The 15,604-nt window shown below is 68.4% G+C and carries 15 protein-coding genes; 9 read left to right on the top strand and 6 right to left on the bottom strand.

Annotated elements, in window-relative coordinates; translation table 11 throughout:
- Positions 1 to 501: 501 nt before the first annotated feature.
- Both rpsT and mutM read right to left on the bottom strand, forming a co-directional pair.
- Positions 502 to 762, bottom strand: a complete 261-nt coding sequence (rpsT, locus tag AEB_RS18040) for a 30S ribosomal protein S20 (protein WP_119084357.1) — start codon at positions 760 to 762, stop codon at positions 502 to 504.
- 153 nt (positions 763 to 915) lie between these two features.
- A complete protein-coding gene (gene mutM, locus AEB_RS18035) occupies positions 916 to 1,731 on the bottom strand; it encodes a bifunctional DNA-formamidopyrimidine glycosylase/DNA-(apurinic or apyrimidinic site) lyase (protein ID WP_119084356.1) in 816 nt (271 codons plus the stop codon).
- Positions 1,732 to 1,824: 93 nt separating this feature from the next.
- Here mutM and AEB_RS18030 point away from each other — a divergent pair, with 93 nt between their 5' ends.
- The 6 genes from AEB_RS18030 to dut all read left to right on the top strand — a co-directional run bounded on the left by AEB_RS18030 (position 1,825) and on the right by dut (position 8,428).
- Positions 1,825 to 2,766, top strand: coding sequence for a DMT family transporter (locus AEB_RS18030; protein ID WP_119084355.1), 942 nt, complete (start codon positions 1,825 to 1,827; stop codon positions 2,764 to 2,766).
- A complete protein-coding gene (locus AEB_RS18025) occupies positions 2,763 to 3,494 on the top strand; it encodes a class I SAM-dependent methyltransferase (RefSeq protein WP_119084354.1) in 732 nt (243 codons plus the stop codon). The genes AEB_RS18030 and AEB_RS18025 overlap by 4 nt, the downstream gene beginning before the upstream one ends.
- Positions 3,495 to 3,498: 4 nt before the next feature.
- Positions 3,499 to 5,052, top strand: coding sequence for a 2-polyprenylphenol 6-hydroxylase (gene ubiB / locus AEB_RS18020; RefSeq protein ID WP_119084353.1), 1,554 nt, complete (start codon positions 3,499 to 3,501; stop codon positions 5,050 to 5,052).
- Between the two features lie 114 nt (positions 5,053 to 5,166).
- Positions 5,167 to 6,327, top strand: a complete 1,161-nt coding sequence (locus AEB_RS18015) for a hypothetical protein (RefSeq protein ID WP_145985333.1) — start codon at positions 5,167 to 5,169, stop codon at positions 6,325 to 6,327.
- A gap of 81 nt (positions 6,328 to 6,408) precedes the next feature.
- Positions 6,409 to 7,974: a bifunctional phosphopantothenoylcysteine decarboxylase/phosphopantothenate synthase gene (locus AEB_RS18010; protein ID WP_119084351.1), complete on the top strand. Its 1,566-nt coding sequence runs from the start codon at positions 6,409 to 6,411 to the stop codon at positions 7,972 to 7,974.
- Positions 7,967 to 8,428 carry a dUTP diphosphatase gene (gene dut / locus AEB_RS18005; protein ID WP_119084350.1) on the top strand — a complete coding sequence of 154 codons (462 nt, stop codon included), beginning with the start codon at positions 7,967 to 7,969 and terminating at the stop codon, positions 8,426 to 8,428. Before AEB_RS18010 ends, dut begins: the two co-directional genes overlap by 8 nt.
- A 91-nt stretch (positions 8,429 to 8,519) precedes the next feature.
- On the opposite strand, the gene AEB_RS18000 is transcribed toward dut, so the two are convergent.
- From AEB_RS18000 to secB, 4 genes are all read right to left on the bottom strand, one after another.
- The gene (locus AEB_RS18000) at positions 8,520 to 9,233 is read right to left on the bottom strand and encodes a DUF4136 domain-containing protein (RefSeq protein ID WP_119084349.1); all 714 of its coding nucleotides are present in this window, start codon (positions 9,231 to 9,233) and stop codon (positions 8,520 to 8,522) included.
- Positions 9,234 to 9,481: 248 nt separating this feature from the next.
- Entirely contained in the window at positions 9,482 to 10,498 is a 1,017-nt protein-coding gene (trpS, locus tag AEB_RS17995) for a tryptophan--tRNA ligase (RefSeq protein WP_119084768.1), read from the bottom strand.
- A 233-nt stretch (positions 10,499 to 10,731) separates the two neighbouring features.
- Positions 10,732 to 12,321: a murein biosynthesis integral membrane protein MurJ gene (gene murJ, locus AEB_RS17990; protein WP_119084348.1), complete on the bottom strand. Its 1,590-nt coding sequence runs from the start codon at positions 12,319 to 12,321 to the stop codon at positions 10,732 to 10,734.
- A gap of 27 nt (positions 12,322 to 12,348) precedes the next feature.
- On the bottom strand, positions 12,349 to 12,876 hold the full coding sequence (secB, locus tag AEB_RS17985; RefSeq protein WP_119084767.1) for a protein-export chaperone SecB: 528 nt from the start codon (positions 12,874 to 12,876) through the stop codon (positions 12,349 to 12,351).
- A 234-nt stretch (positions 12,877 to 13,110) separates the two neighbouring features.
- Between secB and AEB_RS17980 the strand changes: the two genes are divergently transcribed.
- From AEB_RS17980 to AEB_RS17970, 3 genes are read left to right on the top strand one after another with little or no spacing between them, the layout of a single operon-like run.
- On the top strand, positions 13,111 to 13,767 hold the full coding sequence (locus tag AEB_RS17980) for a Tim44/TimA family putative adaptor protein (protein WP_119084347.1): 657 nt from the start codon (positions 13,111 to 13,113) through the stop codon (positions 13,765 to 13,767).
- Positions 13,768 to 13,770: 3 nt separating this feature from the next.
- Entirely contained in the window at positions 13,771 to 14,985 is a 1,215-nt protein-coding gene (gene mltA, locus AEB_RS17975; RefSeq protein ID WP_231958822.1) for a murein transglycosylase A, read from the top strand.
- Positions 14,982 to 15,542, top strand: a complete 561-nt coding sequence (locus tag AEB_RS17970) for a Smr/MutS family protein (RefSeq protein WP_119084346.1) — start codon at positions 14,982 to 14,984, stop codon at positions 15,540 to 15,542. Before mltA ends, AEB_RS17970 begins: the two co-directional genes overlap by 4 nt.
- Positions 15,543 to 15,604 lie beyond the last annotated feature (62 nt).

Here is a 15,604-nt window from a genome sequence, read left to right as displayed (position 1 = left end):
ATTCCCCTCAACCACCTTGCCCCTGGCCGATACCGAACGACCAGCTTGCGGTCCCCTGCGAATCATTGCGCCAATTCCTTGTATCGATGGGCCTGAACCGTCACTCCGCCGATGGCCGGAGAGGGCAGACAAAAACCTCCCGTCCCCGCGAAGCGATGGCAACGCGGGCCCCCCCGAACGACATCTCAGTATTGGCGGCCGGGCTGTGTCGCCGCGGCCGGAAGCTCGTTATGAACTGCTCGGCGGCAGGGGCAAGAGCGCGGCTTTAAAAAAATTGCAAAATACCGCCTTGACTCATCGCGACCCCGCGGCGGTGCGTTTAAGCCACTGTTTTCGTTCAAAAAGATTGTGACAATATGACGAATCGTGGATTTTCCGGCACTTGGATCGTTACCGTCGCGGCAGGGTTGGCCAATGCAAAAACGGGCCGGTGGAAAACCACCGACCCGTTCCAATTTCGTTCTTCCGAAGGGTCGCGGGGAGAGCCCCTGCGGCGCCGAATCAGAGCGAGGCGACTCGCTTGCTCAGACGGCTCATCTTGCGGGAGACGGTGTTCTTGTGGAGCACGCCGCGCGCCACGCCGCGCTGCATTTCCGGCTGCGCTGCCTTCAGCGCTTCCTGGGCGGCGTTCTTGTCTCCGCCGGCGATCGCGCTTTCCACCTTCTTGATGAAGCTGCGGATGCGGCTCATGCGCGCGGTGTTGATTTCGGAACGGCGTTCGTTGCGACGGATGCGCTTGCGGGCTTGCGGCGTATTGGCCATGTCTGTCCTTGTCTCGGGCCGCCGTGACGGCCGGATTATCCTTGATTCAAAACATGCTGAAACGGCGGCAGCCCGCCGGAAAGCGCGCGCCATAGCGGGGAGGGGGCGAATCGTCAACGCCTATGCGCAGCCCTATTCGTGCAGGGGGCCTCGCTATCGCTGGCACACCGGGCAATACCATGTGCTGCGCCCGCCCTGCACGATCCGCCGCACCGTTCCGCCGTCTTCCCGCGTGCAGGGCTGGCCTTCCCGCCCGTATACCTGGAAGCGCGTGGCGAAATAACCCAGTTCCCCATCGGGCCTGGCATAGTCGCGCAGGCTCGATCCTCCGTCGCTGATCGATTGTTCGAGCACCGCGCGGATCGCCGGCACCAGCCGCGCAAGCGCCGGGCGGCTCACCTTGCCCGCCGCCTTGCCGGGATGGATGCGCGCCTGGAACAGCGCCTCGCACACATAGATATTGCCCAGCCCCGCCACCACGCGCTGATCGAGCAGCAGCAGCTTCACCGCCTGCCGCCGCCCGTCAAAGGCCGCCTTCAGGTGATCGGCCGTCAGGCCGGGGCCAAGCGGTTCCGGCCCCATGGCAGCGAAGGCGGGCCAGCTTTCGAGCGCTGCCGTATCCACCAGATCGACAAAGCCGAAGCGCCGCGGATCGTGCAGGGCGAAGCTGTGCCCGGCCGCCTCCAGCACCAGATGATCGTGCTTCTCGGCGATCTCCGGGTCGATCCGCCAGCGTCCGCTCATGCCCAGATGGAAGATCATGGTGGCATCGCGATCGGTGTGGATCAGCCCATATTTGGCGCGCCGGCACAGCCCCGTGATCCGCGCGCCGGTGAGCGTCTGGACCAGCTGGGGCGGGAAGGGGAAGCGCATGTCCGCGCGGTTCAGCTGCACCCGTTCTATCCGTGCGCCGTCAAGATAGCGGGCGAGGCCGCGCACGGTGGTTTCGACTTCGGGAAGTTCGGGCATCGTGCCGCAGCCCTAGCTGCACCGCCGCCCGCTGTCATCGCCCCGCCTTGCGGCGCCTCGCCAAAGCGGGCGGGGCGGGATAGGGCGCTGGTGATGAATACAAATTCCTCGCATCTGCGCGCCTTCGCCCTGCTGACGCTGGTGATGGTCTTCTGGGCCGGCAATTCCATCGTGGCGCGCGCGGTACGGTTCGACGTCGGCCCCTTCACCCTCGCCTTCGTGCGCTGGGCGGGCGCGTCGCTGCTGCTGGCGCCCTTCGCCTGGGGCGGGCTGCGGCGCGAATGGCCGGTGCTGCGCCGCCACTGGAAGGCGGTGCTGCTGCTCGGCCTCATGGGCATCGGCGCTTTCAACACGCTGCTCTATGTCGGCCTGCAATATACCGCGGCCACCAATGCGCTGTTGCTGCAGGCGGCGATTCCCGCAGCGGTGGTGCTGGTGGACCGGATGGCCTTCGGCACGCGTGCCACCGGGCTGCAACTGGCGGGCATCGCGGCCTCCATCCTGGGCGTGGTGGTGATCGTGTTCGAAGGCGATCCGCGCGCCGCGCTGCGGCTGCATTTCGGGCTGGGGGACGGGCTGGTGCTCTCCTCCGTCCTCGTCTGGTCACTCTATACCGTGTTCCTGCGCCTGCGCCCGCCGGTTTCGCCGACCACTTTCGTCGCCGCGACCTTCCTGGTGGGCGTGGTGGTGCTGGCACCCTTCGCCGCCTGGGAATGGAGCGTGGGGCGCGAAGTGCGGTGGAGCCCCTCCGTCGGGCTCGCCTTCCTCTATGTGGCGGTGCTGCCTTCCACCGTGTCCTATTTCATCTACAACCATGCGGCACATGTGGTGGGCCCGGCGCGGGCGGGGCAGGCGATCACGCTGATGCCCCTGTTCGGCGCCTTTCTTTCCACGCTGCTCCTGGGGGAACGGCTGCATCCCTATCACTTCGCAGGCATGGCGTTCATCGTCGCGGGCATCGCCATCGGCATCCTCGCCGCGCGCAAACAGGCGGCTGGCGCTGGCGCAGCGCGGCAGCTAGAGGACCGGGCATGAGCGAACAGGTATCCTTCGGCTACGAGACGGTAGAGCCCGAGGAGAAGACGCGGCGCGTGGGCGCCGTCTTCTCCAATGTCGCCGCCAAATACGACATCATGAACGATGCGATGTCGGGCGGCATGCACCGGCTGTGGAAGGACCGCTTCGTCCGCCGGGTGAAGCCGCAGCCGGGGGAACAGATCCTCGACATGGCGGGCGGCACGGGGGACATCGCCTTCCGCATGGCGGAGCGCGGCGCGCGTGTCACCGTGTCCGACATCAATCAGGACATGCTCGACGTGGGGATTGAGCGGGCGGTGAAGCGGGGGATCGACACCCTCGTCTGGTCGCGCCAGAATGCGGAAGAGCTGACCTTCTCCAGCCGCACCTTCGATGCCTATACGATCGCCTTCGGCATCCGCAACGTGACCCATATCGACAAGGCGCTGCGCGAGGCGCACCGCGTGCTGAAGCACGGCGGCCGGTTCTTCTGCCTGGAATTTTCGACCATGGAATGGCCGGGCATGAAGGAAGTCTATGATCTCTATTCACACCGGCTGGTGCCCCGCATCGGCGAAGCGGTGGCCGGCGATGCCGATTCCTATCGCTATTTGATCGAATCCATCCGCCGCTTCCCGCCCATGCCCGAATTCGAAGCCATGATCCGCGCCGCCGGCTTTGGCCGCACGCGGGTGGAGCCGATCATGGGCGGATTGGTGGCGATCCATTCCGGATGGAAGATCTGATCGGGTGACGCGCCCCGCCACGCATATAATCCGCCTGCTCAAATGGGGGCGCACCCTCGGCCGCCATGGCGCCTTGCGCGGGATCGAGCGCGATCCGAACACGCCCCCTGCGGTGCGGCGCCTGTCGCGCATCGCCCGCTTCGGCGCGCGCCAGTCGGCCCAGCCGGATTATGCCCGGGCGTTCCAGGAAATCGGCCCGGCGGCGATCAAGCTGGGGCAGACGCTGGCCACCCGGCCGGATCTGGTGGGCGAAGATGCGGTGCGCAATCTGCTCAGCCTGCAGGACAGCCTGCCGCCCGTGCCCTTCGCCGCGATCGAGGCGCAGATCGAGCGCAGCTTCGAACGGCCGGCGAGCGATCTCTTCGCCTCGATCGATCCCGATCCGGTGGGCGCCGCCTCCATCGCGCAGGTCCACAAGGGGGTGACCACCGATGGCCGCACCGTGGCCATCAAGGTGCTGCGCCCCGGCATCCGCGAGAAATTCGCGCGCGACATCGCCACCTATGAATGGGCCGCCGCGCATCTGGAGGCATTGGGCGGCGAAAGCGCGCGGCTGCGCCCGCGGCTGACCATTGCCAATTTCAAGCGCTGGACCAATCGCGAGCTGGACCTGCGGCGCGAAGCGGCCTCCGCTTCCGAACTCGCGGCCTCCATGCGCGGCTTCCCCGGCTATGCCATTCCCGCGATCGACTGGGACCGGACGAACGGCCGCGTGATGACGATCGAATGGATCGACGGGGTCAAGATCAGCGATATCGCGGCGCTGAAGGCTGCGGGGCACGACCTGCCGGAACTGGCGCGGCGGCTGGTGCTGGCCTTCCTCACCCAGGCGATCAGCGGCGGCTTCTTTCATGCCGACATGCACCAGGGGAATCTGTTCGTGCGGCCGGATGGCACCATCGTGGCGATCGATTTCGGCATCATGGGGCGGATCGACCGGCGGGCGCGGCAATGGCTGGCGGAAATCCTCTATGGCCTGACCACGGGCGATTACCGCCGCGTGGCCGAGATCCATTTCGAGGCGCAATATGTGCCCCCGCATCATTCGGTGGACGAATTCGCCACGGCCCTGCGCGCCGTGGGGGAGCCGATGCGCGGCAAGCCGGTGAGCGAGCTTTCGGTCGGCCAGATGCTGGACGGCCTGTTCGCCATCACCCGCGATTTCGACATGCAGACGCAGCCGCACCTGCTGCTGCTGCAGAAGACCATGGTGATGGTGGAAGGGATCGCCACCCAACTGCATCCGGCGATCAACATGTGGGATGTCTCCGCCCCCTTCGTGAAGAATTGGATCCGCGACGAACTCGGGCCGGAAGCGGCGCTGGCCGACCGGCTGCGCGAGGATGTGGGCACGCTGCTGCGCCTGCCCGCGCTCGTGCGGCGGCTGGAGGAGCGCTATCCCCCGCGCGGCGGTGCGCCCGAGCCGCCCCCGCTGCCGGAGATCGAGCTGATCACCCGCAGGCGCGAGGGGGGCGGCGGCTGGTTCGGCTATGTCCTCGCCGCGCTGGCTGGGGCCGCGCTGTTCTGGGCCGGAGCGCATGTGGGGTGGCCCCTCTGATCCGCGAGCGCGATGCCGGGCCCGCCTGGGATCGCTTCGCGCACTGGCCGCGTGGGGCCGCCATCGCCGCTTTCGCGCCGCGGGCGCTGGCCTCGCTGTGGAGAAGCGCGCGGCATGGTTGAACGGGCCGGGACGGGCGATAGGGGGGAGGCAATGGGGCGGCTGGCGAGCATAGGGGCCTGGTGGGACGGGCTGGAGGCGCCGCTGCGCCGCCTGCCGCGCGGCGCGGCGCTGGCGGTGCTGGTGCTGACCCTGCTGGCCTGCCTGTGGAGCGCGCAGGCGACCACCGCCTATGTCGCCGCGGACCAGCACCGCGCCGCGACCCGGCCGCTCAAGGAGGACGAGGGCGACTACAAGCTCTACCAGCGCACCCTGTCGCGGATGCGCGCGGGGGAGGGCTATTACGCGGCGGCGGAGAGCGAGCAGCGCGCGCATGGCTATCCCACGCGCCCCTTCGTCACCGTGCGCACACCCACCATGGCGTGGCTGGCGCTGACGCTGGGCCTGCCGGCGCTGAAGATCGTGGCGATCCTGCTGCTCCTTGCCAACGTCGCCGCCTGGGTGGTGGCGCTGGAAGGGCGCAGCTGGCTGGTGGAACGGGCCGCGGCGGCGCTGGCGCTGGGGGTGTTCGGCGTGCTCGCCTTCTTCCCGCTGGTGGGGCTGACGCATGAGATGTTCGCCGGCCTGCTGCTCTCGCTCGCGCTGGCGCTGCACCGCCCGCACCGCTGGTGGCCCTCGCTGCTGCTGGCCGGAATGGCGCTGGCGATCCGCGAGATGGCGCTGCCCTTCGTGCTGCTGTGGGGCGCCTTCGCGCTGGATGCGCGGCGCTGGCGGGAGTCGCTGGGCCTTGCCCTGCTGCTGGCGGCTTTCGCGGCGGGCATGGCCGTTCATGCCCATTTCGTCGCGCTGCACCGCCTGCCGGGCGATCTGGTGAGCGACGGCTGGGAGGGGATGCTGGGCCTCGCCAATTTCATCGGCCCGCTCGTTACCACCACGCTGGTGGGTGCGCTGCCGGGCTGGCTGGCTGGACCGCTGGCGCTGCTGCCCCTGCTCGGCTGGGCGGCGGTGCGCGGGCGGCTGGGCCTGTTCGCCCTGCTGTGGTCCGCCGGCTATATGGTCCTGCTGTCCGTCTTCGCGCGGCCGGACAATTTCTACTGGGTGCTGCTGGTGCTGCCGGCCTATGGCATCGGCATCGTCTTCGTGCCCCGTGCGCTGGCGGATCTGCTGGCGGCGGCCTTGCGCAGGGGCCGCCCGCTCGCCAGATCCGGGGGGTAGATAGCCGCTCTGGCCTCGCCGGGGCGGGGCGGCTAGGTTGGCCGGGCCTCTGCCTGGCCTGAAACAGGATCGCGAGAACGCATGGTTCAGCTGCGTATATTGCTGGTGATCGGCGGCGGGATCGCCGCGTATAAATCCTGCGAGCTCGTGCGGCTGATCCGCAAGGGCGGCGGCGCCGTGACCTGCGTGCTGACGGAGGGCGGATCCCAGTTCGTCACGCCGATGAGCCTCGCCGCGCTGTCCGGCAATCAGGTCCACACATCGCTGTGGGATCTGAAGAACGAGGCGGAGATCGGCCATATCCAGCTGAGCCGCGATGCCGATCTGGTGGTGGTGTGCCCGGCCACGGCCGATTTGCTGGCCAAGATGGCGGCGGGCATTTGCGACGATCTGGCGACCACGCTGATCCTGGCGACGGACAAGCCGGTGCTGGCCGTCCCTGCCATGAATGTGCGCATGTGGGAGCATGCCGCCACGCAGCGCAACATCGCCTGGCTGCGGCAGGCGGGCGTGCGGGTGATGCAGCCGGACGAAGGCCCGATGGCCTGCGGCGAGTTCGGCCCCGGCCGCCTGCCGGACCCGGAGATGGTGTGGCTGGAGATCGCCGAGATGCTCGGCCTCGATCCCGGCGACGCCGGCCCGGGCGAAGTTGCTGCCTATCTGGAAGCGCTGGAGCCCGAGGAAGAGGAAGAGCCGGTGGAGGAAGCCGCCACGCCGCGTCCCGGCGGGCTGGCGGGCCTGCTTGCCTCCATCATTCCGCGCAGCACATCCCGCCGCATCCGGGATGAGGAAGTGTCCTATCGCGAAATCGCTCCGGCGGATGAGCCAGTGCTGCCGGACCATGTTGCGCCCCCGCCGGGCGGCGGCCCGCTGCTGGCGGCGCGGGGGCAGGCGCGCTCCGCCCCGCCGAGCGATCCGGGCGCCCTGCCGTGCGCCGGCTATTGGGGCGACTTCGATCCGCTGGCCGGCCAGCCGGAATTCGATCAGGCGCCCGAGCATCGGCCGCTTTACGGGCGGCATGTGCTGGTGACGGCGGGCCCCACGCATGAACCGATCGATCCGGTGCGCTACATCGCCAACCGCTCTTCCGGGAAACAGGGCTTTGCCATTGCCGCCGCCGCCGCCGCTGCGGGCGCACGGGTCACGCTGGTGTCCGGCCCCGTCACGCTCGCCACGCCGCCGGGTGTGGAGCGGATCGACGTGGAGACGGCGGAGGAAATGGCGGCGGCGGTAAGGGCTGCAATGCCCGCCGATGCCGCGGTGATGGTGGCGGCGGTAGCCGATTGGCGCACGCGCGATTTCGCCGGGCAGAAGATCAAGAAGCGCGGCTCCGCCCCGCCGGCGCTGCTGCTGGCGGAGAACCCCGATATTCTCGCCACGCTGGCCGCCAGCCCGCAGCGGCCGGGGCTGGTGATCGGCTTCGCCGCCGAAACCGAGGATGTGACCGAAAACGCCCGCCGCAAGCGGCAGAGGAAGGGCGTGGACTGGATCGTCGCCAATGATGTGTCCGGCGATGTGATGGGCGGGGACGAAAACCGCGTCCACCTTGTCACCGAAGACGGGGTGGAGGATTGGGAAGCCATGACGAAACAGGATGTGGCGCGCCGGCTGGTGGAGCGCATGGCGGAGAGACTGGCCCATGGCTGATACGGTGGCGGTGCGGATCAAGCGCCTGCCCCATGGCGCGGGGCTGGATCTGCCCCGCTATGCCACGGCGGGGGCGGCGGGCATGGATGTGCTGGCGGCGGAGGATGTCACCATTCCGCCCGGCGGCCGCCACGCGGTCAGCACCGGCTTCGCCCTCGCCATTCCCGATGGCTATGAGATCCAGGTCCGGCCGCGTTCGGGCCTCGCGCTGAAGCACGGCATCACCCTGCCGAACACGCCGGGCACGATCGATTCGGACTATCGCGGCGAATTGAAGATCATCACCATCAATCTGGGCGACCAGGATTTCCCGATCACGCGGGGCGATCGGATCGCCCAGCTCGTCCTCGCGCCCGTCACCCTTGCCGCCTGGCAGGAGGTGGAGGAGCTTGACGACACGGCGCGCGGCCAGGGCGGCTTCGGCTCCACCGGCGGCCACGCAAAGCTGGACTGAACCGGCCGGGGGCGTCCAGCCCGCCCATGCTCATACAAAAAAGGCGGACCTTCGCAGGCCCGCCTTCTTCGCTATCGGATCGGAAAGCGCCTCAGCGGCTGGAGCGCTTCACCGGCTGGTTTTCCGGCTTGATCGAGATGCGCACGGTCTCGCCCGAATTGCCGGGGAAGTCGGTGAACATCGCTTCCACCAGATTGGGCACCAGATATTGCAGCCGGTTGGAGGTGGAGACGGCTTCCGCCTTGCCTTCGAACAGGCGCTGGCCGGTGGCGCGCTGGTCGATCTTCAAATCGATCTCGCTGGTGTAGATCGTGTAGCTCGACACGTCGTTATAGCCCCCGCCGAAGAACGGATCGTACCAGCCGTAGCCCCAGGCGCGGGTGGGCACGTAGGAGACATAGGGCCGCCCGTTGCGCCCGCGATAGACGATCGGCTGATAGCCATACCACGGCGAATAGAAGGGATCGCGATAGCCGAAGCCGGTGCTCGTCACCCGCTCACGCCCCTTATCGACGCCATAATCGAAGCGGACGATGAGATTGGCCGTGTCCGGCGAGCCGGGGGTATAGCCCAGCTCCTGCATCTGCGCCGAAACGTAGCTGGCATATTGCGAGAATTCGAGCCCGCCCGCGAGCGAGGGATCTTCCGCGACCACGGCGAAGGTCTGGCCGGCGGGGGCGGGCAGCTGGCTCTGGAAGCGGGAGACATCGGCGTTGAAGCTGGAGGCACAGGCGGCAAGTGTCGCCAGTGCCAGCGTCACCACGGCCAGTTTGAGGCCCCGCGCGACATTGGTGAAGTTGCTCATGGCGTAAACTCCGGAACTTTGGACTGCTCGCGTCCAAGGTGGAACGGAGCTTTCATGTTGAGTCGTGTCATATTCCCGGCGGGCTGAATAGCGCTTGAATAGGCCCAACAGGATTACTCAAGCAGTTCAGTGCGTTAACAACGCAGCCGCCGGCACGCCCGTTCCGTATCCGAAACGGATTGCCGTGTTTTCCATGAGACGGAGCGAAAGGCCGGCGGCCTTGGCCGCCGGCCCTTCCGCCCTGTGCGTCAGCCGCGCAGCAGGCCCAGCGCGGAATAGGTGGCGTCCAGCGTGGGCCCGGCAATGTCGCGCGCCCGCGCCGCGCCGCGTGCCAGGATGGCATCGAGCGATTCCCGGTCCCGCAGCAATTCGGTGAAGCGGCCGGTCACCGGGCTCAGGCTTTCCACCATCAGATCGGCCAGCGCCGGCTTGAAGGCGCCGAAGCCCTGCCCGCCATACTGCCCCAGCACCGCTTCCACCGTGCTGTCGGACAGGGCGGCGTAGATGGTGACGAGGTTCAGCGCTTCCGGCCGGCCTTCCAGCCCGGCGGCTTCGGACGGCAACGGCTCGGGATCGGTCTTGGCCTTCTTCACCTTCTTCGCCACCGTATCGGCATCGTCGGCCAGGTTGACGCGGCTCATGTCCGAAGGATCGGACTTGCTCATCTTGGCCGTGCCGTCGCGCAGGCTCATGATCCGGGCCGCATCGGGCGGGATGATCGGATCGGGCAGGGTGAAGACGGGCGCATCCTCGGCGCAGAAATCATTGTTGAACTTCTGCGCGATGTCGCGCGCCAGCTCCAGATGCTGCTTCTGGTCCTCCCCCACGGGCACATGCGTGGCCTGGTACAGCAGCACGTCGGCCGCCTGCAGCACGGGATAGGTGAACAGGGCGACGCTGGCGCCTTCGCGGTTCTTGCCGGACTTGTCCTTGAACTGCGTCATGCGGTTCAGCCAGCCCATGCGGGCGGTGCCGTTCAGCAGCCATTGCAGCTCCGCATGGGCGGGCACCTGCGCCTGGTTGAACAGGATGGAGCGATCCGGATCGATCCCGCAGGCGACCAGCGCAGCGGCCATTTCCAGCGTGGCGCGGCGCAGCTCCGCCGGATCGTGCGGCATGGAAATGGCGTGGAGATCAGCAAGGAAGAACAGGCACTGGCTGCCCTCTTCCATCCCGTCCTGCATCCGCACCCAATTGCGGATGGCACCGAGATAATTGCCGAGGTGGAGGGAGCCCGTGGGCTGGATACCGGAAACGACGCGCATGGCGATGGCCTCTTGGAAAGTCATTGTGGATCGCGCGCGGCACGGATGGCCGGCGCGGGGAAGGGATCGGGAACTGGCCTCAGCAGGAGGCGGAGCGGCGCCATCGCCAGGCCCCCCGGCCGGGGAGCGGCCAGCGGCTGACGCCCAGGGGCGTAAGGGGCGCGGTGCGAACCATCGCCGGGGCGCATATCACAATTTGCGGCACGCGGAAGCCCCGGGGCGGCGCGGGGCGGCTATTCGGACAGATCGACCGGCTTGGCGGGCCGGCGGCGGCGCAGCTGGGACAGCAGTTCCTTGTCCAGCGCGCCGAACAGATAGGCGGCGGCGAAGAACACCACTGCGCCCACGCCCACCAGCACGCTAAGCGACCACGCCCGCTCCGCCGCGCTGGCGCCGTAGCGATCGGCCATCAGCGGCAGGATGGCGTAGAGCGCGGCGCCCATGGCGGCGGTGGCGAGCAGCTGGCGCAACACCTTGCCGCCCAACCGCGCCGTGGCGTGATACCAGCGGCGACGGTGCAGAATGGCATAGAGCATCAGCACGTTGAGCGTGGAGGTGAAGGCCGTCGCTGCGGCCAGACCGACGATGCCATAGCGCGGCACGACGTAGAAATTGATGGCGATGTTCACGATCAGCGCGCCCGCCGCGATCCACACCGGGGTGCGCGTATCCTCGCGGCTGAAGAAGGCCGGCTGGAACACCTTGACCAGCACGTAGGAGGGCAGGCCCGCCACCAGCGCCACCACGATCTCCGCCATGATGGCGCCGTCCGCCGCCGTCATCTTGCCGCCCACGAAGAAGGCGGAGACGAAGGCCGGCGCGCAGATCGCCAGCGCCACCGCGGCGGGTAGCGTCAGCAGCAGGGCGATCTCCACCGCATTGGTCTGCAGCCGCTGCGCCTCGCGCTTGTCGTCGCTCTGGATGTGGCGGGCGAGCATGGGGAGGATGGCGGTGCCCAGCGCAATGCCCACGATGCCCAGCGGCATCTGGTTCAGCCGGTCGGCATATTTCAGCAGGGTCAGCGAGCCCTGCCGCAGGCTGGTGGCGAAGAAGGTGTCGACGAACTGGCTCACCTGATAGACGCCCGCGCCGAAGGTGGCCGGCAGGATCAGCATGGCCAGCCGCTTCACTTCGGGCGTGAAGGCCGGCACCGTCAGCTTCAGCCGCACGCCCGCCCGCCGCGTGGCCCAGGCCATATAGGCCAGCTGCGCCACGCCCGAGCATGCCACCGCCACCGCCAGCGAATAGGCCACGGTCACGTCGCTGCCGGTTTCCTGCCGCAGGACATAGCCCGTGCCGATGCCGATCAGCAGCACGATGTTCAGCAGCACCGGCACGAAGGCGCCGGGGGCGAATTTCGAATGCGCGTTCAGCAGGCCGGAGAGCATGGCGACCAGGCTCACCAGCGCCAGATAGGGGAAGGTGATCCGGCTCAGCGTCACCGCCAGTTCGAACTTGCCGGGGATTTCCTTGAAATCGCTGGCGAGCAGCCACACGATCCCGGGCATGGCCAGCATGGCCACGGCCGAAAAGCCCAGCAGCACCCACACGAACACCGCCAGCACGTCCGTCGCGAATTTGTCCGCCGCATCCTCGCCCTCGGCGGCGAGATGGCGCGTGTACATCGGCACGAAGGCGACGGAGAAGGCCCCTTCCGCAAACAGGCGGCGGAAGGTGTTGGGCAGGATGAAGGCGAGCTGGAAGGCGTCCGCCGCCAGCCCCGCGCCCAGCACCCGCGCCAGCAGCATGTCGCGCACGAAGCCGAATACGCGGCTGAGCGCGGTAAGCCCGCCGATCGTGCCGACATTTCTGACGAGGCTCATGGGCCGAACCTCAGCCGCCGCTGGCGATCAGGCCTCGCCCGCCGGGGTGGCCATTGCTGCCTCGTCCGCCTGGCGCTGCTGCAGCTGCTGCACATACAGCCCGTTGAAATCGATGGGATCGAGCAGCAGCGGGGCAAAGCCCGCATCGCGCACCGCATCGGCGATCACGCGGCGCGCGAAGGGGAACAGGATGCGCGGCGCTTCGGCGAAGGTGAAGGCGTGCTTCTGGTCTTCGGGCATGTTGCGCATGCCCAGCACGCCGGCATAGGTCAGTTCGACGATATACGTCGTGCCCTGGCTGGTGCGCGCATTGGCGGTGATCTTCAGCTCCACCTCGGACAGCTCGTCATTGATGGTGCGCGCGCTGATGTTGAACTGCACGTCCAGCTGCGGCTGCTCGGTCCACTGGAAGCTTTCCGGCGCCTTCGGGTTCTCGACCGAGAGGTCCTTCACATATTGCGACAGCAGGCCGGCCACCGGCTGGGTATCGGCACCATTGCCCTTGGCGGCGCCATCGGCGCCGAGATTGCTGAGGACGTCGCCCTGTTCGGCCATGTTCATTCTCTCGGATCAGGCGGGCGGCGGGCGCCCGGTTGCACAGGCCCGCGCGCCTAGCACCGGCATGGCCGCCCCGCAACGCTGCGCCGAAAGCTTGGGGGGACAAAGGAGCGCCGCGTGGCTTCGCGCGTTGTTCATTTGAAATCGCACCCTATTTGGGGCACGATAGATATTCATCCGCTGTGAACCCTTCGCGGGATATGAAGTGCGGGCAGAAATCGGGACAAACACGTGATCATCGAAATCGTCATCCTGGCCATGATCGCAGCCTTCCTGGGCTTGAGGCTCTATTCCGTCCTCGGGCGCAGGGCGGAGCATGAGGAAGAGCCGGTGCCGACGCGCTTCGAACGCAGCGAAGGTGGCAGCACGCCGCGCGCCACTCCGGCGCCGCTGCCCGAACCGCTGCGGCCCAGCCGCGACATGGCCGGCTTCCCGCCGGCGGTGGAGCAGGGCCTGCGTGAAATCGCCACGGCCGACCGCCGGTTCGACCTGCTGCCGTTCCTTGAAGGCGCCAAGTCGGCCTATGCGATGATCCTCGAAGCCTTCTGGTCGGGGGACAAGGAAACGCTGCGCCAGCTGTGTGATTCCGATGTTTATCAAAGCTTTGCGGATGCGATCGATGCTCGCGTGGCCGCCGGCGAGACGCTCGACAACCGGCTGGTCCGGATCGAGGACGCGACGCTGCAGGCTGCCGGCATGGATGGCCGCACCGCGCGCATTTCCGTGCGCTTCCTGGCCGATATCGCCGCCGTCACCCGCGACAAGGATGGCACGGTCATCGCCGGTTCGCTGAATGACGCGATCGAAAGCCGCGACATCTGGACCTTCTCGCGCGATGTCGGCAGCAGCGCGCCGGACTGGATCCTCGACGAAACCGACGAAGACTGATCCGTGCACGGGCGGGTGCCGGGGCAGCAGCCCGGCTGGCAGGGCCTGCCGCGCGCCCTCGCAGTCCTGGCGAGTCTCTGCCTGATCGCGGCCTGCGGGCCGCTGGTCCCGCGAATCGAACAGCCGGAAGCGCCTGCACCCTCCACGGCGCGCGAGGCGGGTGTTTATCCCGGCCCGGCGATCCGCGAGTTACGCTTTGCCCCGGATGATGCACGGGATGCCTTGGCCTCCTTCATCGAAAGCTGCCCCCGGCTTCTGCGCCGCACCGATGCCAGCGGGCTGACCACCGGGGAAGACTGGCGCCCGGCCTGCACGGCGGCCGCGACATGGCCCGTCGCCGATGCCCCGCGCTTCTTCGAAACCTGGTTCGAAGCCGCCCGCGTGGGCGACGGCCGCAGCTTCGTGACCGGCTATTTCGAACCGGAGATCGCCGGCTCGCGTGATCGGCGGCCGGGCTTCGAAGTGCCCGTCTATGGCCTGCCGGGCGATCTGGTGCGGGCCTGGCCGCAGTCGGTGCCGGAGGCCGAGCGCACCGGCAATCCGCCGCTGGGGCGCTTCGATGAAAGCGGCAATTTCATCCCTTACTATACCCGCGCCGAGATAGAGGACGGCGCACTGGCGGGGCGCGGGCTGGAAATCGCCTGGGTGGCGGACCCGGTGGAGTTCTTCTTCCTGCAGGTGCAGGGCTCCGGCCGCCTCCGCACGCCCGAGGGGGAAGTGATCCGCATCGGCTACGCCGGGCAGAACGGCCGGGCCTACACCGGCATCGGCGGCGTGATGCGCGAGCGCGGGCTGATCGGCGATGGGCCGGGGCAATATGCCGGCTCCATGCAAGGCATTATGCAATATATCCGCGAACATCCGGCGGAAGGGCGCGCGCTGATGCGCGAGAACGAAAGCTGGGTGTTCTTCCGCGTGCTCACCGGTGACGGCCCGCTGGGCGCGCTGGAGGTTCCGGTGCGGCCGGGCAGCTCCGTGGCGGCCGATCCGCGATTCGTGCCGCTGGGCGCGCCGGTCTATCTCACGGCCGACCGGCCCGAACTCGATGGGGTGTGGATCGCACAGGACACCGGCGGTGCGATCAAGGGGCCGAACCGATTCGACAGCTTCTGGGGCGCGGGCGAGGATGCACGCCGCATCGCCGGGGGCATGAGCGGGCGGGGCACGGCGCTGCTGCTGCTGCCGAAAGGAACGCTGGCCCGGCTGGGCACGCGGTGAAGCCGCCCCGCGGGCTCAGCGCCGAGGAAGCGGCCTTGTGGGCGCGGGTGGCGCAAAGCGTCACGCCGCTGAAGGGCCGCCGCACCGCACCGCCGGCCCCGCCCGCTCCGCCGCCCACGCCCGTCGCCGCTGCGCCCGTGGCAAAGCGCGCGCCGAAGGGGCGGGTGCCCGCGCCGCGCGTCGTCCCGCCACTGCCCTCCCCGCCGCCATCGCCCGGGCTCGATTCGCATTGGGACCGGCGGCTGAACCGCGCCGCGCTCGATCCCGATTTCACGCTCGACCTCCACGGCCACACGCTGGAAGCGGCGCATCGCCGGCTGGACATGGGGCTTGCGCAGGCGAGGGCGATGGGCGCGCGGCTGGTGCTGGTGGTGACCGGCCGCCCGCGTCCGATGGACTCGGCCGACCGCAGCGAGCGCCGCGGCGCGATCCGCGCGCAGATCCTCGACTGGCTGGCTGCCGGGCCCCACGCGTCGAACATTGCCGCCATCCGCAAGGCCCACCGCCGCCACGGCGGCGAGGGCGCACTCTATCTGGTGCTGAAGCGCGCGGCGTAGCGCGCATGCTTCGACAGGCTCAGCATGACCGGGTGTGGGGGGAAGGTGCGCTCCCGCCGTGA

It is taken from the genome of Altererythrobacter sp. B11 (genome assembly GCF_003569745.1).
Lineage (GTDB): Bacteria > Pseudomonadota > Alphaproteobacteria > Sphingomonadales > Sphingomonadaceae > Croceibacterium_C.
This window is presented reverse-complemented; position numbering and strand designations above follow the sequence as displayed.